The following is a 24,571-nucleotide window of genomic DNA, read 5'->3' as shown; positions in this document are numbered from 1 at the left end:
TCACCTTAACGTTCATTCACCTGTTCCTGCCGGGCCCGCTGAATGGCCGTCCGGCGCGACAGGCGGTGCTCCCGCCTGATCAGAGCCTCGCGGAAACGGCGCTCGTCGTCTATGTGCTCAGGCAACACCGGAGGGACGTTCCGTGGGTGGCCCGCCACGTCCACCGCTACGAATACGAGGTATGCGGTGGCCACGGTGAGCGGCTCCGGGCTGACCACGTCCCAGCGCTCGGCGACAAGCTTGACGCCGACCTCCATCGAGCTGGTGCCGGTCCAGTTCACCTGCGCGTAGGCGTGCACGAGATCGCCGACCCGCACCGGCTCGAGGAACAGGATCTCGTCGATGGCGGCGGTCACGGCGGTGCCGCCGCTGTGCCGGGCCGCGGCCGCACCCGCCACGTCGTCGACGAACTTCATCAGCACACCGCCGTGCACGGTGCCGTACAGATTGACGTCCACCGCGGTCATGATCCGGCTCAGCGTGACCCGCGAATACGACGTCGGACGGCCGGTGGGCTGCTCACTCATGCGCCGTAGATTACGGGGCTTGCCCGGCGGCGGTACGTTGCCTGAGCAGCTGGAAAACCCGGGAGACACCCTTGCGCCACTTCAGGTCGATCTTGTACGCCGTCGTGCTGGCACCGGCGGTGTGGATCCTCGCCGCCGTCGGCTTCACCCAGGACCTGACCACCCGGGGGCGCGACGACTTCGCGGTCGAGTCCCTGGGCGGCCTGTCCCTGCTGCTGCTGGCCGGCGCGGCGTACGCCATCCTGCTCCTGGCCCCGATCTCCCCGGCCGGCCCGCTGCTGGCCGGTCTGGCGTTCCTGGGGGTCTCGATCTGGGCGCTGGCCGAGCCGCCCGGCTACGCGGGCCTGTGGCCGGCGAACGTCGCGAAGGACGGCTTCGACCTGAGCCGCCCCGGCTACGGCCTGGCCGCGATGCTGGCGATCCCGTTGATCTGTACGGCTTTGAGCGCGCGCCGCTGGGAACGTTACGAGCCGCCGGTCCTGCCGCTGATCGGCCAGATCGGCCGTTTCCGGGCCACCGCGCCGGCGCCGACAGTGCCGGCCGCGGTCCTGGAGACGACGGTCCTGCCGTCGAGGACCGACCCGGATCCGACAACGGTGATACGTCTGGGCCCGCAGCCGCCGAGCATCGACAGCGACCCGACAGTCGTCGTCAGCAGCGCATCGAGCAACGACCCGACGGTGGACACCGCCCAGCCGCAGGCCGAGGCGCCCACCACGGCCATCCGGCTCGACGAGCCGGCCGCGGTCCCCGCGACCGACGAACCCACCAGGGCCATCGCCTTCGAAGAGCCCACGATGGTGACCGCTCCAGACGAAACAACGGCGGTGACCGCCCCGGACGAAACCACCGCGGTGACCGCCGCAGACGAAACCACGGCGGTGAACGCTCCGAGCCAAACCACCGCGGTGAACGCTCCGGGCCAAACCACGGCGGTGAACGCTTCGGGCGAGACCGCGGTGGTGGGCGCGACCGACGAACCGACCGTGGGCGGCGAGCCGGCGACGGAGACCGGCCAGGTCGTGAAGGCCCCCGCGGCCAAGCCGCTTCGCGTGGAGGCGGCGGCCACGACCTACGTCTCGGAGGAACGCGAGGTCGAGTCGACCCTCTCCCGGCTGATCGCTCCCACATCACGAGCGACCGGGGTGGTGGTCTCGTCGGACGAGGCCGCCACGATCGCTTCCCTCGGTCAGGCCGCCGAGCCGGAGAAGACCGAGCCCATCAGGCTCCCGCCGGCCGGCCCCGCCAGCGGTGATCATCAGCCGCGCGTGGCGGACGTGCCCGGAGCCGGTGGCGATCAGACGCAGGTGATCCGGGATCCGGAACGCACTCAGGTCATCCGGCCCGCTTCGGAGCGGACGGAGATCATCCGCTCGGAACCGCTGGCCGCCTCGTCCATCGCGGATGCCGAACAGCCCGACATCTCGGACGATCCGACCGGCCGGATCGTGCCGCCGGCGCCTCGCGACGGTGAGCCCGAGAAGCGTGAGATGACCGTGATGAGCATGGAGCGCCCACCGGAGGAAATTCCGGCCCAGCGCCGGCCCTCCGACGACTAGCTCGCCCGGCGGGTGCAGACCGCCGGCGCGGCCGCGCCCAGGCGGAGGCACCTGCTGGATCCGCGGGGCCGCTGAACTACTGGGCTGAGCCGTCGGTCGACCAGGCCGAGGACGGGCTGCTCAGCAGGCTCAGAGGCTGAGCGTCACTCGAAAGAGTTTCGTACAGATGATCGAAGATTGTAGTATCATCCATGCATGACGTCCCCGGATGACGTGCCTTTGAATGACGACGTGCCCCTCAGCAAGAGACAGCGGCAGATCTACGCGATGATCCGTGACTGGATCGACCGTCATGGCTATCCGCCGACCATTCGTGAGATCGGCGCCGCGGTCGGGCTCGACTCGCCGTCGTCGGTGGCCCATCAGCTCGGCGTCCTCGAGGAGCGCGGCCTGATCCGCCGGGGCGCGCGCGGCTCCCGGGCGATCGACATCCGCACCCCGAGCGACGGCAACGTCTCGGTCCCGATGCTGGGCGCGATCGCCGCCGGCGCCCCGATCCTGGCCGACGAACATGTCGAGGAGCAGCTCACCCTGCCGGTCAGCCTGGTCGGCAAGGGAACGCTGTTCGCCCTGAGGGTCAAGGGCGACTCGATGGTCGACGCCGCGATCTGCGACGGCGACACGGTGGTGGTCCGCCAGCAGCAGGTGGCCGAGGACGGCGAGATAGTAGCCGCGATGCTCGACGGCGAGGCCACGGTGAAGGTGCTGCGCCGCACCAACGGCCACGTAGAGCTGGTGCCCCGCAACGAGGCCTACGACGTGATCCCCGGCGACGGCGCCACCATCCTGGGCAAGGTGGTCAGCGTCCTCCGGCGCATATAGAAAATGCTCGGGCCGCGCCCCGAAGGACACGGCCCGAGCACCGGGGTGGACTGTGGACGCGACACACCCGGCCGCGCCTCAACGAGCGCCGGGCGGCGCATTGAACGCCGCGCCTGGCGCCACCCGAGCGCCGGACGGACGCCCCGCCTTCCAGCGCGAGGTAGGCAGAGGGCGCCGGCCCTTCTCGACGCCCGGTGAACAGTGGTCTCAGCGCTTCCCGCCGGGGCCACACAATGGGCTCCGCACCTTTCCCGCCAGGTGAGCAGTGGGCACCGCGCCTTTCCCAACGCCGGCCGGTCGCTACTCCCCCTCGACGCCGGCCGGAACGCCGGATGGGCGGTGGTCGCCACTCCCCTCGACGCCGGCCAGAACGGCGGGTGGGTAATGGTCGCCCCCAACCCTGGCCGGAATCCGAAATGGGCAGTGGACGCCGGCCGGAATGTCGGGATGGGCAATGGACGCCGCTCGCCCTCGGTGCCGACCGGAACTCCGGGATGAGCAATGGGCGCCGCTTGCCCTCGGTGCCGGCCGGAACTCCGGATGAGCAAATAGGGCCACCCCCTCGGCGCCGGGTGGGCGGTGGGCCCACTTTTCTCGGCGCCGGGGCGGGTGGGTGTCAGGGCACGCCGCCGGCCTTGACGGTTCGGGGCGTCATGGCCGGTGGCGTGTCTGACGTGGTGGGTCAGCGACGGCTCGGGTTGCGGCGGTCGTCGCGGTCGTCGTGGTCGCGGTCGCGGTGGTCACGGTCGCGGTGGTCACGGTCGCGGTGGTCACGGTCGCGGTGGTCACGGTCACGGTCACGGTCGCGGTGGTCGCGGTCGCGGAAGTGGTGGCCACCGCGCCAGTCCCGCTCGACCTCGAGGGCCCAGTAGCCGCGGCGGAAGCCGAAGCGCACCCGGTCGCAGTCGTAGTCCTCCCAGCGGTCGAACCACTCGCCGACCCGGCCGGCCCGCTCGCAGTCGCGCAGCGTCCGGTAGAAGCCGACGACCTGGTCGCGGTCGTGCCGCTGCACCTTGGCCGTGGACTCGCTCTTGGCCGTCGCCGACGAGCCGCTGTCCGCGGCCAGCGCCGGGGCGCCGATCGCGACGCTGGTCATCACACCCATGCCGATCATGGTCAGCATCCGAACTGCCTTGTTCATATCCAACCTCCAGCTGTGTTTTCCGCTTACGCCACAGATCGTGGCATATCGGACATAAGAGTCTTGCGGAGGCTGATACGTACTTTCGGCTGATCTTGGTTGACCGTTTGTCAGGTTTTAAATGGGTTCTGGGTAGTTCGCCAAGCGCAGGCGCCACCGGAAGATCGCCAGCGTGCCGCCCGCGCAGATCAGCCACACCAGGGCGGCGTGGCCGAGGCCGTGCCACACCATGTCGAAGCCGCCGCCGTCGACCGCGTACGTGCCGATCTCGCGTGTGGACCAGAACGGCATCAGCTTGGCGGTCGTGCCCGCCGGGTCGGCCAGCATCTGCACCGCGCACACGCTGAGCAGGGCCAGCGCACCCTCCAGCTCGCGCGGCAGCAGCGCGCCGATCAGGCTGCCGAGCGGGGCCGCCACCAGCGCCGTGGTCGCCATCATCAGGCCGGCCACCCACCAGTGGAGCAGGTCCTGGTCGACGCCGACCAGCAGCCAATATCCGAACGCCACGGCGAGGCCGACGCCGGACATCGCGGCCAGGCGGCCGCCGATGATGCTCGCGGTCGACGCGCCGGTGAGCCGCAGGCGCGGATCGACACTGCGGGAGGCGTTCACCACGAACAACGTCAAAGTGGACACCGACCAGCCGATTCCGAGCGCCAGCATGCGTGTGGACTGGCCGGCGAGGTCACGGCGTACGAGATAGAACCAGAGCGGAAGCGCGATCACCAGGACCAGCGCCACCCACCGGCGGGAGACCTCGCGAGCCGACAGGCTCGCCACCACGAACGCGGTCATCGTGCCCCCTCCAGGCTCAGAGCGCCCAGATCGAGCACGTGGTCGACGTTCTGGAGATCGTGCAGCAGGTGGGTGACGACCACGACGGCCCGGCCGGCGTCGCGCCAGGCGAAGACCTGTTGCCAGAAGTCCAGATAGGTGCCCTGGTCGAAGCCCTGGTACGGCTCGTCGAGCAGCAACAGGTCGGGCGCGTGCAGCTCGCCCAGCACCAGGTTGAGCTTCTGCCTCGTGCCACCGGACAACTGCTGCGCGGGCTGCTTGCGGCTCGGCCGCCAGGCCAGCCGGGTCGCCAGGTGGGCGCCGGTGGAGCGGGCCCGGCCGGGAACCATGCCGGCCGCCGCGCCGAAGAGCGTGAAGTGCTCCTCCGCGGTGAGCCAGCCCGCCGTGCCGCCGTCCTGCGGGACGAAGCCGACACGCCGGGTGCGGTGGACCTCGCCCGCGCTGGGCCGGGTCAGGCCGGCGCAGATGCGGAGCAATGTGGACTTGCCGCAGCCGTTGGCGCCGACGATGGCGGCCACCTCGCCGCCGCGCACCCGCAGGTTGACGCCGGCGAAGACGGTGCGGCGGCGGTAGCGCTTGGCGACACCGGCCAGATCGAGCAGCACGGGGCCGGGCGCCAGCCGCTGGGCCGAGGCCGGCGTGTTGAGCTCGGCCACCAGGTGCCGGGCGTACAGGTGGGCCGGGCCGAAGACGTCGGCCGGCGGCGCCGCGTGCTCGGCCGCCTGCTGGGCCGTCTCGTCGGTCAGCTGCCGGGCCCGGGCCGGCTGGAGTCCGAGGCGCAGGAGCTCGGTCTCGAAGAGCTGGGGCCACTCGCTCATCGGGGTGCCTTCGCTTCGATGAGGGCGTCCACGCCGTCGCGGAACTGCCGCCACTCGGCCGCCTGGCCGTCGAGGAACTCCCGGCCGGCGTCGGTGATCGCGTAGTACTTGCGGCGCGGGCCGGACTCGGACGGCTGCCAGCCGGGCACGGCGAGGCCCTGCTGCTCCAGGCGCAGCAGGGCCGGATAGAGCGTGCCGCCGGGCACGTCGGCCACGCCGGCGGCGGCGAGCCGCTGGGCCAGGCCGTACCCGTAATCGGGCTGCTCGCGCAGCATCGCGAGCAGGCACAGGTCGAGGAAGCCGTGCAGCCACGGCCGAGGCGTCATGTAGTCAGACTAACTGCATAGCAGATAGACTGACTAGTGGGGTTCAGGCGCCCTCGGCCACCTGATAGATTTCGTCGGCCACCAGGCCGTGCGCTTTGCGGTGCACGGCCGCGGCGGCGTCGGCCGACGGTGCCGCGACGAGGCAGAAGATCTTGCCGTGGGCCTCGTCGACCCAGTAGCGCAGATAGCTGACGCCGAACTCGCCCTGCGTGGCGAGGTCGGCCTGGTGTGCCTTGACGACGTCGTCGAGGTTGACGCCGCCGGCCACGGTGTGGACATCCATGTAGGTATTCATGCCTTTGACTCTCGTCGCGGACGCGTGACGGGAGATCGGGAGCGGCTACCCAGATTTCTTCGCCGGCTACCCAAGTAGTCCGAGGTTCCGGGCCTTGGCCGCGGCCGCCGACCGCGTGGGCGCGCCGAGCTTGGCCAGCACGGCCGACACGTGATGGTCGACGGTCTTCACCGAGAGCACGAGGTGGGCGGCGATCTCGGCGTTGGTGCGCCCGGCGCCGATCAGGTCGAGCACCTCGTGCTCGCGACGGGTCAGCCCGGCCGGATGGGCGCGGGTGGCGGCGCGCGGGCCCACCGGCACCGAGCGCACACCCCGGCTCCGCAACAGCTGCCGGGCCCGGCGGGCGGCGGGCACGGCGCCCAGCTCGTCGAACCTCCGCACGGCCTCGCGCAGGTGTTCCTCCTCGGGCGAGGCCATCAACGACAGGGCCGCCTCATAGCCACTGCCGATCGCGTCCCACCGCTCGGCCGACGCGGCGAAGTCGCCGTCCAGGAAGAGCTGGAACGGCTCGGCCACGGGCGATTTGAAAGACCTTTCCGATTCCGTACGCCGGAGCCAGACCGCAACCGCACCCCGCAGCCACCGGTTCCCCCGGCCCGCCACGTCGTCCGCCAGCTCGGCCTCGCACCGGGCCTCCTCCCACCGCCCGGCCAGCCACCGCCACTCGGCCCGGGTCAGCCGGGCGTAGACGATCCACTGTGGTTCGGCCGACCCGTCGGCGGTGGCCGCCGCCTCGTCCAGCAGCGGCGCGACCTCGTCGTCGCCGCGGCGCACCAGCACCGTGGTGAGCCCGAGCAGCGGGCTGATCCGGTTGATCGGCGACGCCTCGACCTCGGTGATCAAGCGACGGCCGAGCCGGGCCGCCTCGTCCCAGCGGTCGGTGCGGGCCAGGCTCACCGTGCGCTCGCCGCGCATGCAGGTGCCGAAGGCGGAGACGTCGTGCTCGTCGCAGAAGGCGATACCGGCCTCGTAGTGCGGCTCGGCCTCGGCGTAGCGGCGCTCGCAGGTGAGGATGCCGTAGAAGTTGGTATAGGCGCGGCCTGCCTGTTCGTCCAGGTCGTTCTCCTGGGCGACCCGCAGGGCGGCGGTCATCTCGGCCCACCACTCCTGGTCGCTCATCGACAGGGCGCAGGCCTGCGTGTTGAGCGCGTCGCTGACGATCGCCGGCAGGCCGAGCTCGGCCGCGGCCTCCTGAGCGCGGACGGCCAGGCCGATCGCCTCGGGGTGGCGGTCGGTCAGCATGCATTGGGTGGCGAGGTGGGCGTACGCCCGGGCCAGCTCCGGGGTTTTGTCGTGCTTCTCGAGGATGGCCAGGGCCTGCTCGGCCGCGACCATCGCCTCGCGCCGGCGGCAGAGCGCGACCAGCGCGATCGAGAGCCGCAGCAGCGCCACGCCCTCCTTGCGCTCGTCGCCCTCGGCCCGCCACAGATCGCGGGCCTTTCGCGCGGCCACGAGCTGATCGGCGCCACGGTCCAGAAGGGACAGATGAGCCGACAGGCGGTCGTAGAGCTCGGCGCTCTCGGTGATCCGCAACGCGCGCTCGTACTGCGCGGCCGCCTCGCGATGGGCGCCCAGTTCGGCGGCGCGGTCGGCCGCCCGTACGGCATGACGCAGTGTCGCCCCGGAATCGCCGGCCATCTCGGCGTGGAAGGCCATCTGGGCGTCGTCGTCACTGTCCAGCTCGTGCAGCGCGGTCAGGATGGCGGCGTGCGCGCGGGTGGCCCGATGGGCCGGCACGGCCTGCTCGACCGCGAGCCGGGCCAGCTCGTGCCGGAACCGCAGCCAGGGCGGATCCTCGACCAGCAGGCCACTTTTGATCACTTCGTCGAGGGGAGCCGCCTCGACCAGGCGCGGATCGACCCGCGACCCGGCCAGGGCCGCGGTCTCCAGCAGCGCGCGCCCCTCGGCGCTGAGCTCGGCCACCCGGGCCAGCACGGCGTCGCGGGCCGAGGCCGGCACGGCCGTGCTCCCGGCACGGATCACCTCGGTCACGAAGAACGGGTTGCCCCCGGTCAGCCGGTGCAGCTCGGCCGCCGGCAGACCGCTGTCGGCGGCCAGGACGCCCACGGCCTGGGGAGACAGCGGCGCCAGGTTGATCCGGCGGGTGGCGCGCAGCGCGGCCAGCCGGCCGAGCGCGATCCGCAGCGGGCCGTGCGGATCGAGCTCGTCGTCGCGGTAGGTCGCGATCAGCAGGGTGTCGCGCAGCCGCCGGGCCAGGAAGCGCACCAGGTCGACGGTCGCCTCGTCGGCCCAGTGCAGATCCTCGATGACCAGAAGGTGCGGCCGGCCCCGCACCTGCTGGAGCAGCGCGTCGAAGAGCTCCTCGCGGGGCGCCCGGCGGCGGCACAGCTGGTCGATCTCGCCGCCGAGCTCGGCCGCCAGGTCGAACAGCGGACCGAGCGGCCGGGGCGTGAAGAGCCCGTCGCACATCCCCCACGCCCACCGGGTCCCGTCGCCGGTCCGCTCGCGCAGCGCCTCGACCAGGCTCGTCTTGCCGATGCCGGCCTCGCCCGCGATCAGCACGAGGCGCACGTCGCCGTCGGCGGCGTATTCCACCAGGGAGGCGAGGGCGTGCTCGCGCTCGAGAAGGGGCATGGGCCCCAGTCTGGCCCTCCCGGGGGCGGAGGACAGTCGGGGAACTTACTGCGTGAGCATCGTCCAGTTCTCCTCGGTGGCGAAGCCGAAGCGCTCGAAGAAGGCCGTCGTCTGCTCGTCGGCGTGCAGGTAGAAGTGGGTGGCCCCGGTGGACAGCAGCGCCTGGGTGACCGTACGGGCGTACCCCTGCCCCTGGAACGTGGGAAGGGTGCCGATGTTGGCGAGGCCGGCGTAGTCGCCGGTCGTGATGGCGACGCCGGCCGCGACCGGCTCGCCCTCGCCCGTCTCGGCGACGTAGGCCGTGACCTGCGGGCTGTCGAGCACCTCGGGGGTGTAGACGGCCGAGACCAGCTCCGGCGGCGCGCCGAAGACACCGGCCACGACGGTGGCGAAGGTCTTGTGCTCGTCGCCCTTGATCCGCCGCACCCGGCCCGCCGCCGCCAGCCGCGGCTGCGACAACGTCATGAACGGCTGAGGGGTGGTGGTGGTCCGGCCGTGCCGGGCGGCGACCTCGCGCAGTCGATCGCTTGGCTCGCCGCGCAGCCGGAGGGACCACGGCGCCGGGCCGGCCTCGCGGTCGGCCAGCTCGGCCAGGGTGGCGACCTCGTCCACGTCCGGCGCGGACTGCGGAACGACGATCGGGTTGAGGGCGGGAATCACCGAGCGGGTCAGGGCCAGCAGCGTGCCCGTCGGGCCGGTGGTGTGGAAGGAACCCGGCACCAGTGAGGTCAGCGCCTCGATGCCGTCCCGGAAGGCGTACGCGAAAGCGTCGTTGGTCTGCACTTTCACTGCAACGCGACGATCGGGCGCGCGTTCGGCGGTGGGGCGAGGATCACTCCGCCGTGACCGGCTGCACCTGGCCGACCGCCTGGTTCGGCGCCGAGCAGGCGGTCTGCGGCTGGGCCACGAAGACGGCGGCGGTCTCGTTGGGCGGGTAGACGCGGAAGCCGCGCACCTGCACCGGCTTGCAGGAGGAGGCGCTGACGTTCTGGTAATTCGCGATCTGTACCGTCGCGTGCACCTTGTCGCCCGGCTCGAGCCTGACCGTGCGCTTCTCGCCCGGCGTCCGGGTGAAGGCGCTGCCGACCTGCGTGCCCTGGTCACCGGCGACGAACGAGACACCCGGATATCCGTACAGCGTGCAGGACGATCCGGACGTGTTGGCGAACACGATCCGCTCGGTGGTGTGACCGGCCGACCCGCCTCCCTCGTCGGCCACCACGGTGACCTTGAGGTTCTTGCTGAGACAGGACTTGACGGCGGTGGATCCTGACGTCGTCGTCCGGGTCGGCGCAGGCGCGGCCGTGGTCGTCTCCGGAGGGCTGGTCGTCTCCGGAGGGCTGGTCGTCGCCGTCGTGGGTGTGGGTGCCGGCGCCGGGGCGGCGCTGGTCGACGAGCCGCATCCGCCGGCCGCGAGGACGAGCCCGGCCGCTCCTACCGCAATGATCGTTCGCATGACTCGAGGATTCCCTCGGGCCGTTCCCACGGAAACGGAAGGTGATCCTCGAGTCACTGCTGAACCACCTACGGGATGAAGACCGCCCGTACGCAGTTGTCCTCTTTCTCCTTGAAGATGCGGTAGCCCTCGGGGCCTCGGTCGAGCGGCATGACGTGGGTGGCGAGGTGCTCGGTGGTGAGTTCGTCCTTGGCCATGCGCTCCAACAGCATCGGGATGTAGCGCTGGCCGTGCATCTGCGCCCCGCGCACCGTGAGGCCCTTGTTCATCAGCGCGCCGAGCGGGAACTTGTCGACGAAGCCGGCGTAGACACCGAGCACGAAGACCGACCCGCCCTTGCGGCAGGCGTGTATCGCCTCGCGGACAGCGATCGGACGGTCCGTCTGCAGGCGCAGCTGCTGTTTGATCTGGTCGTATCCGAAGTGCGCGCCGGGCGAGTGCGCCTCCATGCCGACCGCCTCGATGCAGACGTCAGGCCCGCGGCCACCGCTGCGCTCGCGCAGCTCACCGGCCACGTCGGTGCGCTCGTAGTTGAGCGTTTCGGCGCCGGCGTACTTCCCGGCCTGGTCGAGGCGGTTGTCCAGGCGGTCGATGACGATGACCCGGTCGGCGCCGAGCAGCGCCGCCGCGCGCGCCGCCATCTGGCCCACCGCGCCCGCACCCCAGACCGCGACCACGTCACCCGGCCTCACCCCACCCAGATCGGCGCCCATCCAGCCGGTGGCGGCCGAGTCGGAGGCGAACAGCGCGCGCTCGTCGCTCACCTCGTCCGGCACGGTGAACGCGCCGACGTCGGCGAACGGCACCCGGACGTACTCGGCGTGGCTCCCGGCGTTGCCGCCCATCGCGTGCGAGTAGCCGAAGCAGCCGCCGGGCGCGTGTCCCCACATCGTCTCGGTGATGGCCGGGTTGGTGTTGCCGTTGTCGCACAGCGAGAAGAGCTGCTGGTCGCAGTACCAGCAACTGCCGCAGGCGATGAACGACGAGACCACGACCCGGTCGCCGACGTGGTGCCGCTGCACGTCCGGGCCAACTTCGACGACCTCGCCCAGGAACTCGTGCCCGAGCACGTCGCCCTTCTCCATGAACGGGATGTAGCCCCCGATCAGGTGCAGGTCGGAGCCGCAGGTGACGGTCCGGGCCACCTTGACGATGATGTCGCCCGGGTTGCGCAGTTCCGGGTCGGGCACGGTCCCTACGGCGAGCTTGTTGACGCCCTGCCACTGCAACGCCTTCACAGCAGTCCTCCCTCACGGCCGTGCTCGGTCACTTCGCGCAGCGGCCGGCTGAGCAGTGTCTTCTGAGTGGTCGGCCGGGACGGCAGCAACACATCACCGACCTCCACCAGGGAGCGGGTCTCGCGCAGGGCCCGGCGGACCTCCCCCTCGCTCACCGGGGAGCCCTCGGGGATCCGTACGGAAATCTCCGTCCCTCGATCTCCTGGCGCGGCCGACAGATTGATCTCGACATCGCCGGCGAGCTCGCGCAGGCGGGGTGGCAGCTCGGAGAACGGCCGGTTCACCGTCACCACGTGTGTGCGACGTGGTGACGGTGAACGCTTTCGCAAGGCCGCCAAGGCGGCGCCGGCAGCGATCGGCGTGATGACGAGCAGTGCTCTTCCCGTACGGCCCATGGTGCGTCCCTTTCGTTCGGCTCATGGGCCGCGTACCTCGGTAGGGCATCGATAAACTAGTCGAGCGCGCCCTTGATCTTGTTGACCACATTGGCCACACCCTGACCATGGGCGCCCGCGCCGGTGCCCGGCTTGCCCTTGCCCATCGAGCCGTCGTAGGTGACGAACAGCTTCGGGTCCGGCGCCGGGCCCAGCGGCTTGTCGTCGGTCAGCGGCTGCGCGTCCGGCACATAGATGATCTCTTCCTTGCCGTTGAGCGCCGGCCCGCGCGCCCACCGGCCCTCGGCCGCGGTGCTCTCCGGGTCGAAGCTGTAGAAGGTGTGGTTGGCCTCCGGGTGCTCGTGCTCGGCGTTGGAGTCCTCGATGCCGTTCTCGGTGAAGCCGTCCTCGATGAGCTGCTCGATGCCGAGCAGCCACTGCTGCTGGTGATAGGTGTCGCGGGCCAGGTTGAACTGGAGCATGTCCTTGACCCCGCGGTCGTCGGTCATGTTGTAGATGCGGCTGGTCTGTAGGCGGCTCTGCGCCTCGGCGGCCACGTTGGACCGGAAGTCCGCGAGCAGGTTGCCGCTGGCCACGATGTATCCGGCGTTCCACGGCACGCCCTGGCTGTTCGTCGGCATGGGGCCGCCGCCGGTCACGATGGCGTGCTGCGGGTTCTGCCCGCCGAGCACGGCGGCGAGCAGCGGATTGGCGGCGGCCGCCTTCTCGGTGGCCTCCGACGGCGCGCCCTCGAGCAGGCGGGCCAGCATGGTCGTGAGCATCTCGACGTGACCGATCTCCTCGGTCGCGATGTCCATGATCATGTCCTTGTACTTGCCGGGCACTCGGCACGACCAGCCCTGCCACAGGTACTGCATCATCACGGTCATCTCACCGAACTGGCCACCGATCAGCTCCTGGAGCTTGGCCGCGAAGAACGCGTCCGGCTTCTCCGGCTTGGCCTGGAACTGCAGGTAATCGACGTGTTTGAACATCACGTGCCTCCCTTGCGGTGTCGTGCGGTACGACAGTCGGGCTACCCGCTCACCTGGCCCCGCCGGGTCGGCTGCGGCCTCTGAGGGCCGCGCCGGCCGGGGAAGACGGGCCCATGGTCGTTGCTGCTCCCCTGCGGGCCCGCGTGGCCCGCGTCGCGCCCTGGTTCGGACCGGCCTTCGTGGCCGCGATCGCCTACGCCGATCCCGGCAACTTCGCGACGAACTTCACCGGCGGCGCGAGCTTCGGCTATCTGCTGGTCTGGGTGATCGTGGCGGCGAACGTGATGGCCATGCTGATCCAGTCGCTCTCGGCCAAGTTGGGCCTGGTCACGGGACGCGACCTGCCCGAGTGGTGCCGCGAGAAGCTGCCCCGGCCGGTCGCCCGCGGCCTGTGGGTGCAGGCCGAACTGGTCGCGATGGCCACCGACCTGGCCGAGATCATCGGTGGCGCCCTGGCCCTCTATCTCCTGTTCGGCGTTCCGCTCCCGATCGGCGGGCTGATCACCTGCGCGGCCGCGTTCGCCCTGCTGGAACTGCACCGGCACGGTGTGCGCCGGTTCGAGACGGTGATCGGCGCCCTGCTCGGCGTGATCCTTCTCGGCTTCCTCTACAACTCGCTGCGCTCAGGCGTCGACGTCCCCGCCCTGGGCGCCGGCATGATGCCGTCGTTCGACGGGCCGGACAGCCTTGTGCTGGCCACCGGCATCCTCGGCGCGACAGTGATGCCGCACGTGATCTACCTGCATTCGGCGCTGACCAAGTCGCGGGCGGTGGCCGCCCGGTCGCGCCTGCGCGAGGCGCTGCGCTATCAACGGGCCGACACGCTGGTCGCGCTGGGCGCGGCCGGGCTGGTCAACCTGGCCATGCTGGTGATCGCGGCGCAGCTGTTCTTCGGCTCGGACGTCGCGTCGCTGGAGGGCATCCACACGGCGTTCGCCTCGGTGCTGGACGGGCACGCGGCGACGGCTTTCGCCATCGCCCTGCTCGCCTCCGGCCTCGCGTCCTCCAGCGTCGGCACTTACGCCGGGCAGGTGGTCATGCAGGGTTTCATCGGCCGTACGATCCCACTGGCGGCCCGGCGGCTGATCACCATGGCGCCCGCGATGGCGGTGCTGATGCTCGGCGCCGACCCGACGAGCGCGCTGATCTGGTCGCAGGTGGTGCTCTCCTTCGGCGTGCCGTTCGCCCTGGTACCCCTGATCTGGCTGACCCGGCGCCGGGACGTGATGGGTGACCAGGTCAATCACCGGGTCACGACGATGGCCGCCTCGGCCGCGGCCCTGCTGATCATCGGGCTGAACGTGCTGCTGATCGCGAGAACGCTGGGTTGACCGCCGCCGAAAGGGGCATGCGGGCCGGCATGGCGACTTACAGCAGACCGGTCCGCCCGGCCAGGGCCGCCGCCTCGGCCCGGCTGGCGACGTGCAGCTTGCGCAGCAGCGTCGCGGTCAGGCGCTTCACGGTGCGTTCGGAGACGTGCAGCTTGGTCGCGATCTCGACCGTCGACGAACCGGCCGCGATCAACCTCAGCAGTTCACGGTCCTCATCGGACAGATTGTCGGGCGTGGCCGGGCGGCCGTTCCTTTCGACCATCACGGCGAGCAGGCTCTCCGGCAGCACCGCCCAGCCGTCGATGACGGCGAGCAGCGGCTGGAGGATGTCGGCCGGGTCACTGCTCTTGGGCAGGAACCCGCTCGCGCCGGTCCGCAGCGCCTCCAGCGCCAGCTCCGGATCGTCGTCGCCCGACATGGCGAGCACCCGGGCCCGGGGCGCGGCCCGGCGCACCGCGCTGATCGCCCGCATCCCTCCCGGCGGTGGCATGCGCAGGTCCACGAGCACCACGTCAGGCACGGCGTGCCGGACCACACTCGCCGCGTACGCCGCGTCGCCGGTGGTCGCCACCACGGTGGCCCGCCCGCCACTGACCTCGGGCAGGAGCAGCTCCAGGCCGCGGGCAAAGAGATTATGGTCATCGACGACCGCCACTCGGATGTTGCGCATGGCCGCCGGTTGCCCCCTCCGGGCCGAGTCATGCGCCTGATCCGCCGCCCCCGCGCCGCCGGCTCCCCGGTCGCCGCCGATCCCGGGCTGGTGCTGGCCCGGAGCCTCTGTCATGAACTGCGGCCGCCGATGGCGACGCTCGCCGCGCTGTTGCGGGCGCTGGAGGACGCGCCGCCGGAGCCGCGCCGCAGCGAACTGGCCCGCCTGGCCGCCGAGCACGTGGAATACGCCGGCGCGGTTCTCAGCGAGGCCGCCGAGACCGCGTCGGGACGGACCGGGGGTTCCCCGGCGGCCGAGCCGCTTGCTGAGGTCCTTCCCACCATCCGCGCCGCCGCGCCGGGATTGTCGGTTTTCGCGACCGAGGCGGCGTTGCGATGGCCCGTGCACGCGGCGCACACCCGGCAGATCTTGATCAATCTGGCGGGCAACGCGCTCCGCCACGCGCCCGGACCGGTTCGGCTCACCGCCTCGGTGCGGGCCCGCCGCCTGCGCCTGACCGTCGTCGACGGCGGCGGCGTGACGCCGGCCCTGCGCACCGCCCTCCGTCGCCGCACCGCGCCGCCGGACGACCACGGCCTCGGCCTGTGGGTGGTCCGCCAGCTGGTGAGCTCGCTGGACGGGTCGGTCCGGGCCCGGACGGCCTCACCCATCGGCCTGGCCATGGAGGTCGTCCTGCCGCGGTGGCCCCGGCGGGCCATCGCCCGGCCCGGGTGGGCCGCCCGGCGGGGAAGTCCACTGACGTGAAGCCGGACCTCTTATTGCGAACCCTCGTTCTAGCCCCATGGCTGGTCGCGCTCGCCATGTACGCCGGAGGCGAACCCCGAAGTCTCCTGCTCGCCCTGGTGATCGCCGGCGTCTGGGTGGCGCCGCTGATCCGCGACCGCCAGGTGGTGCAGCAGAAACGCCTCCCCTAGGCAGATGCGGGCGAATTCGGAGAGGTCGAGGCTCTCGTCCGGGGAGTGGGTGCGCGAGTACGGGTCCTCGGCCCCGGTCACCATGATCGCGGCGCCCGGGAGCAGGTCGCGGAAGTCGGCGATGAACGGGATCGAGCCGCCGAGGCCCATGTCGACCGGCTCCGTGCCGTCCCAGGCGTCGCGCAGGGCGGCGCGGGCGGCGTCGAAGAACGGGCCCGTGGCGTCGAGGGCGGTGGGCTCGCCGGTGAGCTCCAGGGTGACCCTCACCTGGGCGCCCCACGGCACGTGCTTCTCCAGGTGGGCTTTGATCGCCAGCCAGGCGGCGCCGGCGTCGTCGCCCGGCGCCACCCGGACGCCGATCTTCGCCTTGGCCACCGGCACGAGGGCGTTGGGGGCGGCGCCGGTCGGCGGGGCGTCGATGCCGAGGACCGAGATCGACGGTTTGGTCCAGTTGCGCGCGGCGACACTTCCGGAGCCGATCAGGCGTACGCCGTCGAGCACGCCGGCCTGCCGGCGGAAACGCTCCTCCGGATAGTCCAGGGTCGTGTGATCGGAGCCGACGAGGCCGTCCACGGCCGGGTTGCCCTCGGCGTCGTGCAGAGTGGCGATGAGCCGCGACAGCACCGTGAGGGCGTCCGGGGCCGGGCCTCCGTAGATGCCGCTGTGCACGGCGGACTCCAGGGTCCGTACCTCGACGAAGCAGTTGACCTCGCCGCGCAGCGACGTGGTCAGCGCGGGCACGCCGATGTCCCAGTTGGTCGAGTCGGCGATCACGATGACGTCGGCCCGCAGATCGTCGAGGTGGTCACGGAGCATGCCGCGGAGCGACTGGGAGCCGTACTCCTCCTCGCCCTCGACGAACACGACCACGCCGACCGGCAGGTCGTCGCCGCAGGCCCGCAACGCGGCGACGTGCGCCATGATGCCTGATTTGTCGTCGGCGGTCCCTCGGCCGTACAACCGGCCGTCCCTCTCCTGCGGCTCGAACGGATCAGAGGTCCACAGTGCGGGGTCGCCGGCCGGCTGCACGTCGTGGTGGGCGTAGAGCATGACGGTCGGCGCACCGGGCGGCGCGACCCGCCGCCCGATCACCGCGGGCCGGCCGCCGCTGCGGACGATCTTCGTGTCCAGGCCGCAGCCGCGGAGGAGCTCGGCCACGACGCCGGCCGACCGGTCCACCTGAGCATGGTCGAAGCCGTCGAAGGCGATGCTGGGAATGCGCACCAGCCGTTCCAGATCGGCGCGGACGCGCGGCATCTCCCGGGCCACCGCGGCCCGGAGTTCCTGCTGTGAGATGGTCATGGCGGGCTACGTTCCCGCAGGTGGCTGGCCCGTACACGACTTGCTGACGTGACGCTGGGCTATTTCGGAGGCAACGTTCCGCTACCGGACGGTTCCGTCCACGAGGTCGGCCAGATACGCGATCGCCGCCGCGTGGCGCGCGACGTCACCCAGTTCCAGCCGCCCGGGATGGTGGTGGATCAGCTCGGCGCCCTCGACGAGCCACGGCACCGGGATCCGGCCGCTCAGATGGGCCTCGATCAGTGCGCTCGTCAGCCGGCCGGGCGGGCGGGCGCGGAACTCGCTGTCGAAGGCGGGATGGCCGGTTCCGGTCTCGCCGCCGCTCATCAGCTTGGCGATGCGGCCGCGCCGGGTGACCTCGGCCGGCGGGAGACGGCGGTTCAGCGCGGCCACGACGACCACGTGGTGATGGGAGCCGCCGTCGGCGTCGGTCACCGAATATTGGGCCACGCTCAGCTGACGGCCGCGGGGTGCGGCCGAGAAGACGTACTCGATGCCCCGCTTGTTGGCCCCGGGCAGATGGCGGCCCCAGTCGACGCCGGGGTGCTCGGTGTAGCTCCACCCGTTGCCGTCGGCCCAGGCGCGCCGGTGGTCCCGCGCGCGGTTCCGCCGCCAAATCGCGGCCACCAAAAGCACGGCGAACAGCAGCCCGAACACGAGACAGAACAGGCCGATCACGGCGCCGAACGGCTCACCCACCGGACGTGCGCCGCAGCGCCACCCGCGCCAGCACGACGCCGGCGACGGCGTCGGCCACCGCGGCCAGGGCGCCGACGGCCGCCAGGACACCGGCCATGGCCGCGAAGCCCGGCCGGACGGCGAACACCGCCAGCGTGATCAGCACACCGATCAGCCGCAGCCACATCAGGCCGTCGGCGCGACGGGCCAGGCGGGCCGATCCCCCGGCGAAGGCGACCGCGACCGGCACCAGCAGCGCCGCGCCGATCACGGCCGAGACGCCGGCCAGGACGAACGTCACGCCCTTGGCGTCGTCGTTCAGCGTCCAGGCCAGATAGCTGATGGCGGCCAGCGCCAGGTCGGCCGCGATCACCACCGCGGTCAGCGCGGCCGAGAAGCCGCTGCGGCTGCGGCGGATCGGTGAGGTCGTCACGCCTTCGCCGCCGGCGGCCAGTGGCCCTCGTGGAAGCCCGCGTTGTCGGCGAGCTTCTGCCGCAGCGTCGCGTTGGCCGAGGCGCAGAGCGCCTTCAGCGTCTCGGCGCCGCCGATCAGCGAGGCCGAGGCGGCCAGGGCGGCTCCGGCCGCGATGATCGGGGCGGCCGGCAGGCCGACGATGGTCGCGGTCGAGCCGAGCGCGCCGACGATGCCGACCGCCAGCGCGACCAGCGCCGCCACGAGGCCGATCCAGAACGCCAGGATGCCGGTCGAGACGGTGCTCAATGCCGAGGCGATGCCGTCGGTCAGGCTGGATTTGACCTTGTCCAGCGCGGCCTTCTGCAGGGGCAGAGTCTGCCGGTACGCGTCGGCGGCGTCACCGTCCCATTTGTCGTCCGCGCTGAGCAGGCCGGCCTCGGCCGTCTGCACCTGGGCGCTGACCGGGCCGCCGACCAGGTCGCTCCACGCCTCGGCGGTGTCGCCCAGCGCCGACGGCGAGCCCATGTTGGACAGCACCTCGTTGAGGTTGGTCCAGACCCGCTGCATGAAGCCGGTGAACTTGTTCCAGCCGGCGACGACCTTGTCCTGGAGGAAACCCGGCAGCCAGCCGATCTTGGCGTTGATGGCGTTCTGGAGCTCGGTGGTCTTGGCCTGGATCTGCTCCAGCACCGAATTGATCTTGTCCAGCAGGCCGGCCTCGGTGCTACTCACGGACATCCCACACCCCCTTGAACTGCCGGGCGGCCTTCTCGTCGCTCGCCTCGTAGGCGGCGGCCACCTTGTCGAGCGCGACGCCGAGATCGGCGTACACGGTCGTGGCCTCGCCGAGCAGCATGGCCACCTTGTCCTGGATCTCGGCGTACGTGCGCATCAGCCCGGTCGGCACACTGGCCCAGGAGAGCTGGGTATTGTCCAGCCGGAGGGCCCCGGCCTCCTGACCGGCATGCCCGGTCACCTGAGCGACCCGGTCCCACATCTCGGCGTCGCGCCGCAGCGCCTCGATCGCGGCCGTGACACTCACCAGCGCTCCCCCTTCTCGCTCAGATCAGCCTTAGCTTCCGGGCCAGGCCGAACGGGTCCTGCGTCTCACGCTGGGCGGCGCCGAGCGGGCTGTCGGCGATCACCTGCTGGACGCTGTGCGCGGCCGCTTTCTCGTACGCCGACCGGAACGCCGCCGTCGTCTGGCGCCCGATGTTGATCTCATGAGCGCCGCGCAGCCACTCCCGGCCGAACCGCACATCGACGACCTCGCCGCCGCCGGTAACAGTGACAGCGACATGCCGGTCGGGGCTATGCCCCGTGTGGGTGGCGCCCAACGTGGACCGGAGCTGTCCCGACACCTCGTCGAGGCCCCGCTCGACCGCCTCCAGCAGGGCCAGCAGCTCGCTCAGAGCGGCCCGGCGGTCCTCGGCCGACATCGGCCTGGTGGCCAGCTCCCCCAGCTGCCAGCGGAAGTCTTCGAGGGATCCGGCATCGGCGTGGCCTTCCCCGTACGCCTCGCCCCAGGCGGCCAGCCGCCGGGTCAGGGCGTCTCGGGCCGCGTCGATGACCGCGGCCGGAAGACCGTCCGGTCCGAGCTCGCGTTTCCAGCCGGCTGCCACCGACACCTCGGCCACCTGCCCTTGCGCGTCCACCGCCACGCGCACCGAGCCGGTCCCGTCCGAGCCGGGCCTCGAGGGCGTGGCCGCCGCGGACTGTGCCGTCCGCGCCAGCGCCTCACCCTCCTCGAGAAGGCCGGCCAGCTCCTCGCTGTCCAAGAGCGTCCCCCATGCTCGGTCGCCGCCCCCGCGCGGCGGCTTCCGACAGTGGCAAAGCCATCACCGGAGAAGCAATCGGTTCGATCGATGTGGACAATAGGACAAAAAGGCTATCGGCCCTGGAAGGTCGGGGTTCGCCGCTCCATGAAAGCGAGCTGCCCCTCCCGCTCGTCGGCGCTGCCGGCACAGGCGTCGACCAGCTCACGGGCCCGCGCGGCCAGCTCGGGGTGGGCGGTGGCTTTGATGGAGGCCTTGGCCGCCCGCACCGACAGAGGGGCATTGGAGGCGATGGCGGCAACCGTCCGGCGTACATCCGAATCGAGGTCTTCGCCCTTCAGCAGCCGATTGACGAAGCCGGCCGCCAGCGCCTCGGCCCCACTGAAGGTCCGGGCGGTGAGCAGAAGATCGGCCGCGTGAGCGGGCCCGACAACACGCACGAGCGTCTCGGCCAGGGCAACCGGATAGCCGACCCCGAGCCGCGCGGCCGGAATGGCGAAGGAGGAACCGTCGGCCGCGATCCGAAGATCGGCACTGAGGGCAAGGGCCATGCCGGCCCCGAAGCAGTGTCCGCGGATGACCGCGATGAGCGGCGTCCGAAGCCCGCTCAAGGTCCCGAAAAGCCCCGAGAGAGCGTCGTTGAACGCCTGCCGCCCGCCCTCGGAGTCGTGGTGCCCGGCGAACTCGGAGATGTCGGCCCCGGCGCAGAAGGTCTCACCCGCACCCGCCAGCACGATGCTGCGGGCCTCGGGATCGTCGTCGAGCTCACGAACCGCGGCTTCGAGAGCGCCCATCATCGCCACCGACAGGGCATTACGCCGCGCCGGATTGTCGATGGTCACCCATCCGGCCCCGTCCCGCACCATGTACTCGATCACGCCCACAGTCCTACAGCATCGCGCCCCGGCCAGATCATGCCGAGCATCTGCGCGAAGAACCGCCTGTCGAAGCCGGCGTCAGCCTCCGAAGCCAAAGCGCAGAGCTGCTCCCCGGTGTACCGACCACGGGTTATGGCAGCGTCGATGTCGATGAAGTCTCGTGCCGCAGCGCGGTTGTAGAGGGCATCCATCTTGCCGGCCATCACATCGTCCGGGTGCAGAACCGGACCGATCTGCATCTCCACCGGCGGCTGGGCTCGCCAGTTGGCGACGAGTTCCACCCGGTGCTGCTGATTCGGGGCGAAGGTCTCCAAGCGGAGATCTACCACGTCCACGGCGGTGGGAAAGTCCGCGCGTCGCTGCCAGTCGGCGAAAAGGTCGACGTCTTCACTCGGCCTGTCGATGATGCCGTGTGCCGCGATGGCATGCCCGCCCGCCAGAGCGAAACCAAACGGACCGCCCGCGCGCAGACCGATCTCGGCGAGCAGCCGGTGCAGCGGCTCTGCCTCGTGGGGCACTACGCGGCTGCTCGACGAGCTTCGGCAAGCACCGGGTGCTTGGCCTCCCAGGCGAGCCGCACCTGCGAAGGAAGGACCAGACCCGCCCACAGACGCAGAAGCGTTGGTCCATCCAGCCACAGGTGAAGTTCCTCGCTGGTTGTCGCCTCACGCAGAACCGTCTCGTACATGCTGGCAAGTCGACGTGGGTTGTCGAGGTCATAGCGCGCGCTGCCCAGCAACGGTCAGGACCCGGACATCAAATCTACCCCCGACGGGACCAACCAGACCCCCGGCGTTGACCACCAGTCAACCCCCATCCGACTTGCCAGAAACTCCGCCTGCTCAGTCCTTCAGGAGCTGGCGTGCCATCACGATGCGCTGGACCTGGTTCGTGCCGCGTCGCGCATCATGCGTTCCACCGGATAGTCGCGGGTGTAGCCGTAGCCGCCCAGGAGCTGGACCGCGTCTATGGTTTCTTGGCCGATACTTTCTGGTGTAATAGTATCGCTAGCGATAGTATTGTGCGCTCGCTCGGGGAGGCGTAGTGGTCGCGTTCGTCGGCAGAGAGCAGCAACTCGCCACGCTCAACGCCCTGCTGGCCGATGTCGGGCCCACCGGCCACGATCCTTCGCCGGGGCAGTGTCTGCTCATCCGGGGGCGGCGCCGTATCGGCAAGTCCAGTCTGGTGGAGGCATTCGTCGACCGGGCGGGCGTGCCCGCGGTCTTCTTCACCGCGTCCGGAGCGTCCGCCGACATCGAACTGGAGGCGTTGACCGAGGCCGTCCGGTCATCCACGCTGCCGGAACGAGAGGTGTTCGACGACTCGGCCCCCGGCAACTGGAGCGCCGCACTACGTCAGCTCGCCGGCATCCTGCCCGACGACCGGCCGAGTGTCGTGGTGATCGACGAAGTGCCTTACCTGGTCGATCGAGTGGACGCCTTCGAGGGCATCCTCCAGCGTTCCTGGGACCGGGAGCTGAGCCGCAAACCGGTCCTGCTCGTGCTGATCGGCTCCGACCTGTCGATGATGGAAGCCCTCGGCTCCTACGGCAGACCGTTCCACCAACGCGGCAAGGAGATGGTCCTCGGCCCGCTGAACCCGGCGGAGGTCGGCGAGATGCTCCGGCTGGACCCGGCCGAGGCCTTCGACGCGGCCCTGGTGACCGGCGGTCTCCCGCTGATCTGCGCCGGCTGGCGACCGGGTGCCGATCTCTGGCAGTTCCTCTCCGCCGAACTCGCCAATCCGGTCTCACCGCTGCTGGTCTCGGCCGAGCGGTCGCTGGCCGCCGAGTTCCCCGACGCCGCGATGGGCCGGACGGTCCTGTCCGCGATCGGAAGCGGCGAGCGAACGTTCACGAACATCGCGCGGGCCGCCGGAGGCATCTCGCACTCGACATTGACGAGAGCCGCCCAGGTGCTCATCGACAAGCGCATCGTCGCGGCGGAACTGCCGATCTCCACGACGGCCTCGAAGGAGAGACGCTATCGAGTCACCGACCCGTACCTGCGTTTCTGGCTCACCTTCGTGGCTCCGCATCTGCCCGAGATCGAACGCCTGCGCGGCGATCTCACCCTGGCCCGCGTCAAGACGAGTTGGACCACATGGCGTGGCCGGGCGGTGGAACCGCTGCTCAGGGAATCCCTGGCGCGAGTGCTGCCGGACGGCGGCCTGCCGGCCGCACCGGTGATCGGTTCCTACTGGACACGATCGAACAGCATCGAGATCGACATCGTCGGCGCCGACCGCGAACCGGTGGCGAAGCGCCTGCTCTTCGTCGGCTCGATCAAGTGGCTGGAAACGTCGGCCTTCGACGACCACGATCTGGTCGCACTCCAGAGACACCGCACGGCCATCACCGACGACCCCATTCCCCTGGTAGCCATCAGCCGCGGTGGCGTGTCGGCCACCGGCCTGAGCGCCACCTACGGTCCGGCCGAACTCCTCCAAGCCTGGCGGCGAAGCAGCGGCTCAGGACCCTAGTCCTTGAGGAGCTGGCGTGCCATCACGATGCGCTGGACCTGGTTCGTGCCCTCGTAGATCTGGGTGATTTTCGCGTCGCGCATCATGCGTTCCACCGGGTAGTCGCGGGTGTAGCCGTAGCCGCCCAGGAGCTGGACCGCGTCCGTGGTGATCTCCATGGCGGCGTCCGAGGCGAAGCACTTCGCGGCGGCGCCGAAGTAGGTCAGGTCGGCGTCTCCGCGCTCGCTCTTGCCGGCCGCGGCGTAGGTCAGCTGGCGGGCCGCCTCGAGCTTCATGCCCATGTCGGCCAGCATGAACTGGACGCCCTGGAAGTCGCTCACCGGCTTGCCGAACTGCTTGCGCTCCTTCACGTAGCCCTTCGCGAAGTCGAGCGCGCCCTGCGCGATGCCCAGCGCCTGGGCGGCGATCGTCACGCGGGTGTGGTCGAGGGTGGCCATGGCCGTGGCGAAGCCCGTGCCCTCGGCGCCGATCATGCGGTCGGCCGGGATGCGGACGTTGTCGAAGTAGACCTCGCGGGTGGGTGAGCCCTTGATGCCCAGCTTCTTCTCCGGCGCGCCGAAGGAGACGCCCTCGTCCGACTTCTCCACGACGAACGCCGAGATGCCGCGCGACCTCAACGACGGGTCGGTCACCGCGAAGACCGTGTAGTACTCCGAGACGCCGGCGTTCGTGATCCAGCGCTTCACGCCGTTCAGCACCCAGAAGTCGCCGTCGCGGACCGCGCGCGTGGTCATCGACGCCGCGTCCGAGCCGGCCTCGGGCTCCGACAGGCAGTACGAGAACATCGCCTCGCCCGACGCGACCTTGGGCAGGTACTTCTGCTTGAGCTCCTCCGACGCCGACAGGATCAGCGGCATGGTGCCGAGCTTGTTCACCGCCGGGATCAGGGACGACGACGCGCAGGCGCGGGCCACCTCCTCGATCACGATCGCGGTGGCCAGGGCGTCCGCGCCGGCGCCGCCGTATTCGGCCGGGATGTGCGGGGCGTGGAAGTCCGACGCGCGCAGGGCGTCGTACGAGGCCTTGGGGAACTCGCTGGTCTCGTCGGCCTCGGCCGCGTTCGGCGCCACGCGGGCGTCGCAGACCTCGCGCACGGCGGCCCGGATGGTCTCGTGGTCCTCCGGAAGCCGGTAGGCGTCGAACTCAGTCATGGCGGCCCTTGCCCTTCTCGTTTTCCAGCGATGTTA

Annotated in this window: 27 protein-coding genes and 1 pseudogene; 5 read left to right on the top strand and 23 right to left on the bottom strand. The window is 70.9% G+C overall.

What is annotated here, in order from left to right; genetic code table 11:
* Positions 1 to 5: 5 nt before the first annotated feature.
* Positions 6 to 527, bottom strand: coding sequence for an acyl-CoA thioesterase (locus ACFY36_RS44165; RefSeq protein WP_499751924.1), 522 nt, complete (start codon positions 525 to 527; stop codon positions 6 to 8).
* A 71-nt stretch (positions 528 to 598) separates the two neighbouring features.
* Between ACFY36_RS44165 and ACFY36_RS44160 the strand changes: the two genes are divergently transcribed.
* Together ACFY36_RS44160 and lexA are read left to right on the top strand one after the other, a co-directional pair.
* Entirely contained in the window at positions 599 to 2,086 is a 1,488-nt protein-coding gene (locus ACFY36_RS44160) for a hypothetical protein (protein WP_499751923.1), read from the top strand.
* A 195-nt stretch (positions 2,087 to 2,281) separates the two neighbouring features.
* Entirely contained in the window at positions 2,282 to 2,908 is a 627-nt protein-coding gene (lexA, locus tag ACFY36_RS44155; RefSeq protein ID WP_499751922.1) for a transcriptional repressor LexA, read from the top strand.
* 682 nt (positions 2,909 to 3,590) lie between these two features.
* Here lexA and ACFY36_RS44150 read toward each other — a convergent pair.
* From ACFY36_RS44150 to ACFY36_RS44100, 11 genes are all read right to left on the bottom strand, one after another.
* Positions 3,591 to 4,049: a hypothetical protein gene (locus tag ACFY36_RS44150; protein WP_499751921.1), complete on the bottom strand. Its 459-nt coding sequence runs from the start codon at positions 4,047 to 4,049 to the stop codon at positions 3,591 to 3,593.
* A gap of 117 nt (positions 4,050 to 4,166) precedes the next feature.
* Positions 4,167 to 4,844 (bottom strand): hypothetical protein, encoded by a 678-nt coding sequence (locus ACFY36_RS44145; protein WP_499751920.1) that lies wholly within the window; start codon positions 4,842 to 4,844, stop codon positions 4,167 to 4,169.
* Positions 4,841 to 5,662, bottom strand: coding sequence for an ATP-binding cassette domain-containing protein (locus tag ACFY36_RS44140; RefSeq protein ID WP_499751919.1), 822 nt, complete (start codon positions 5,660 to 5,662; stop codon positions 4,841 to 4,843). Before ACFY36_RS44140 ends, ACFY36_RS44145 begins: the two co-directional genes overlap by 4 nt.
* The gene (locus ACFY36_RS44135; RefSeq protein WP_499751918.1) at positions 5,659 to 5,988 is read right to left on the bottom strand and encodes a PadR family transcriptional regulator; all 330 of its coding nucleotides are present in this window, start codon (positions 5,986 to 5,988) and stop codon (positions 5,659 to 5,661) included. The genes ACFY36_RS44140 and ACFY36_RS44135 overlap by 4 nt, the downstream gene beginning before the upstream one ends.
* Positions 5,989 to 6,031: 43 nt before the next feature.
* Entirely contained in the window at positions 6,032 to 6,283 is a 252-nt protein-coding gene (locus ACFY36_RS44130) for a DUF4242 domain-containing protein (RefSeq protein ID WP_499751917.1), read from the bottom strand.
* A gap of 66 nt (positions 6,284 to 6,349) precedes the next feature.
* A complete protein-coding gene (locus ACFY36_RS44125) occupies positions 6,350 to 8,878 on the bottom strand; it encodes an ATP-binding protein (RefSeq protein ID WP_499751916.1) in 2,529 nt (842 codons plus the stop codon).
* 45 nt (positions 8,879 to 8,923) lie between these two features.
* Complete coding sequence (locus ACFY36_RS44120) at positions 8,924 to 9,661, bottom strand: GNAT family N-acetyltransferase (protein WP_499751915.1); 738 nt, start codon at positions 9,659 to 9,661, stop codon at positions 8,924 to 8,926.
* A gap of 49 nt (positions 9,662 to 9,710) precedes the next feature.
* A complete protein-coding gene (locus ACFY36_RS44115; protein WP_499751914.1) occupies positions 9,711 to 10,334 on the bottom strand; it encodes a DUF4232 domain-containing protein in 624 nt (207 codons plus the stop codon).
* Positions 10,335 to 10,402: 68 nt separating this feature from the next.
* On the bottom strand, positions 10,403 to 11,572 hold the full coding sequence (locus ACFY36_RS44110) for a zinc-dependent alcohol dehydrogenase (RefSeq protein WP_499751913.1): 1,170 nt from the start codon (positions 11,570 to 11,572) through the stop codon (positions 10,403 to 10,405).
* Positions 11,569 to 11,856, bottom strand: coding sequence for a hypothetical protein (locus ACFY36_RS44105; protein ID WP_499751912.1), 288 nt, complete (start codon positions 11,854 to 11,856; stop codon positions 11,569 to 11,571). Before ACFY36_RS44105 ends, ACFY36_RS44110 begins: the two co-directional genes overlap by 4 nt.
* Positions 11,857 to 12,023: 167 nt before the next feature.
* Entirely contained in the window at positions 12,024 to 12,941 is a 918-nt protein-coding gene (locus ACFY36_RS44100) for a manganese catalase (protein WP_499751911.1), read from the bottom strand.
* Positions 12,942 to 13,054: 113 nt separating this feature from the next.
* On the opposite strand from ACFY36_RS44100, the gene ACFY36_RS44095 reads away from it, so the two are divergent.
* On the top strand, positions 13,055 to 14,272 hold the full coding sequence (locus tag ACFY36_RS44095) for an Nramp family divalent metal transporter (RefSeq protein WP_499751910.1): 1,218 nt from the start codon (positions 13,055 to 13,057) through the stop codon (positions 14,270 to 14,272).
* Between the two features lie 37 nt (positions 14,273 to 14,309).
* On the opposite strand, the gene ACFY36_RS44090 is transcribed toward ACFY36_RS44095, so the two are convergent.
* The gene (locus ACFY36_RS44090) at positions 14,310 to 14,942 is read right to left on the bottom strand and encodes a response regulator (RefSeq protein WP_499751909.1); all 633 of its coding nucleotides are present in this window, start codon (positions 14,940 to 14,942) and stop codon (positions 14,310 to 14,312) included.
* A 30-nt stretch (positions 14,943 to 14,972) separates the two neighbouring features.
* Between ACFY36_RS44090 and ACFY36_RS44085 the strand changes: the two genes are divergently transcribed.
* A complete protein-coding gene (locus ACFY36_RS44085; protein WP_499751908.1) occupies positions 14,973 to 15,686 on the top strand; it encodes a sensor histidine kinase in 714 nt (237 codons plus the stop codon).
* Between the two features lie 29 nt (positions 15,687 to 15,715).
* Here the strand turns inward: ACFY36_RS44085 and ACFY36_RS44080 are convergent, their stop codons facing one another.
* The 9 genes and pseudogenes from ACFY36_RS44080 to ACFY36_RS44040 all read right to left on the bottom strand — a co-directional run.
* On the bottom strand, positions 15,716 to 17,158 hold the full coding sequence (locus ACFY36_RS44080) for a dipeptidase (RefSeq protein ID WP_499751907.1): 1,443 nt from the start codon (positions 17,156 to 17,158) through the stop codon (positions 15,716 to 15,718).
* 81 nt (positions 17,159 to 17,239) lie between these two features.
* A complete protein-coding gene (locus ACFY36_RS44075; protein WP_499751906.1) occupies positions 17,240 to 17,857 on the bottom strand; it encodes a hypothetical protein in 618 nt (205 codons plus the stop codon).
* A complete protein-coding gene (locus ACFY36_RS44070; RefSeq protein ID WP_499751905.1) occupies positions 17,850 to 18,269 on the bottom strand; it encodes a hypothetical protein in 420 nt (139 codons plus the stop codon). The genes ACFY36_RS44075 and ACFY36_RS44070 overlap by 8 nt, the downstream gene beginning before the upstream one ends.
* A complete protein-coding gene (locus ACFY36_RS44065) occupies positions 18,266 to 18,982 on the bottom strand; it encodes a hypothetical protein (protein ID WP_499751904.1) in 717 nt (238 codons plus the stop codon). Before ACFY36_RS44065 ends, ACFY36_RS44070 begins: the two co-directional genes overlap by 4 nt.
* On the bottom strand, positions 18,975 to 19,292 hold the full coding sequence (locus ACFY36_RS44060; RefSeq protein WP_499751903.1) for a hypothetical protein: 318 nt from the start codon (positions 19,290 to 19,292) through the stop codon (positions 18,975 to 18,977). Before ACFY36_RS44060 ends, ACFY36_RS44065 begins: the two co-directional genes overlap by 8 nt.
* A 19-nt stretch (positions 19,293 to 19,311) precedes the next feature.
* Positions 19,312 to 20,028 (bottom strand): YbaB/EbfC family nucleoid-associated protein, encoded by a 717-nt coding sequence (locus ACFY36_RS44055; protein WP_499751902.1) that lies wholly within the window; start codon positions 20,026 to 20,028, stop codon positions 19,312 to 19,314.
* Positions 20,029 to 20,138: 110 nt separating this feature from the next.
* Positions 20,139 to 20,903 carry an enoyl-CoA hydratase-related protein gene (locus tag ACFY36_RS44050; RefSeq protein ID WP_499751901.1) on the bottom strand — a complete coding sequence of 255 codons (765 nt, stop codon included), beginning with the start codon at positions 20,901 to 20,903 and terminating at the stop codon, positions 20,139 to 20,141.
* Positions 20,900 to 21,421, bottom strand: a complete 522-nt coding sequence (locus tag ACFY36_RS44045) for a nucleotidyl transferase AbiEii/AbiGii toxin family protein (RefSeq protein WP_499751900.1) — start codon at positions 21,419 to 21,421, stop codon at positions 20,900 to 20,902. The genes ACFY36_RS44050 and ACFY36_RS44045 overlap by 4 nt, the downstream gene beginning before the upstream one ends.
* 324 nt (positions 21,422 to 21,745) lie before the next feature.
* Positions 21,746 to 21,876, bottom strand: a pseudogene (locus tag ACFY36_RS44040) (acyl-CoA dehydrogenase family protein); the annotation flags it as partial.
* Positions 21,877 to 21,947: 71 nt separating this feature from the next.
* On the opposite strand from ACFY36_RS44040, the gene ACFY36_RS44035 reads away from it, so the two are divergent.
* Positions 21,948 to 23,384 (top strand): ATP-binding protein, encoded by a 1,437-nt coding sequence (locus ACFY36_RS44035; RefSeq protein ID WP_499751899.1) that lies wholly within the window; start codon positions 21,948 to 21,950, stop codon positions 23,382 to 23,384.
* Here ACFY36_RS44035 and ACFY36_RS44030 read toward each other — a convergent pair.
* Positions 23,381 to 24,535 (bottom strand): acyl-CoA dehydrogenase family protein, encoded by a 1,155-nt coding sequence (locus tag ACFY36_RS44030; RefSeq protein WP_499751898.1) that lies wholly within the window; start codon positions 24,533 to 24,535, stop codon positions 23,381 to 23,383. The genes ACFY36_RS44035 and ACFY36_RS44030 overlap by 4 nt on opposite strands.
* Positions 24,536 to 24,571: the final 36 nt, after the last annotated feature.

This window comes from Actinoplanes sp. NPDC000266 (assembly GCF_042899005.1).
Lineage (GTDB): Bacteria > Actinomycetota > Actinomycetes > Mycobacteriales > Micromonosporaceae > Actinoplanes.
This window is presented reverse-complemented; position numbering and strand designations above follow the sequence as displayed.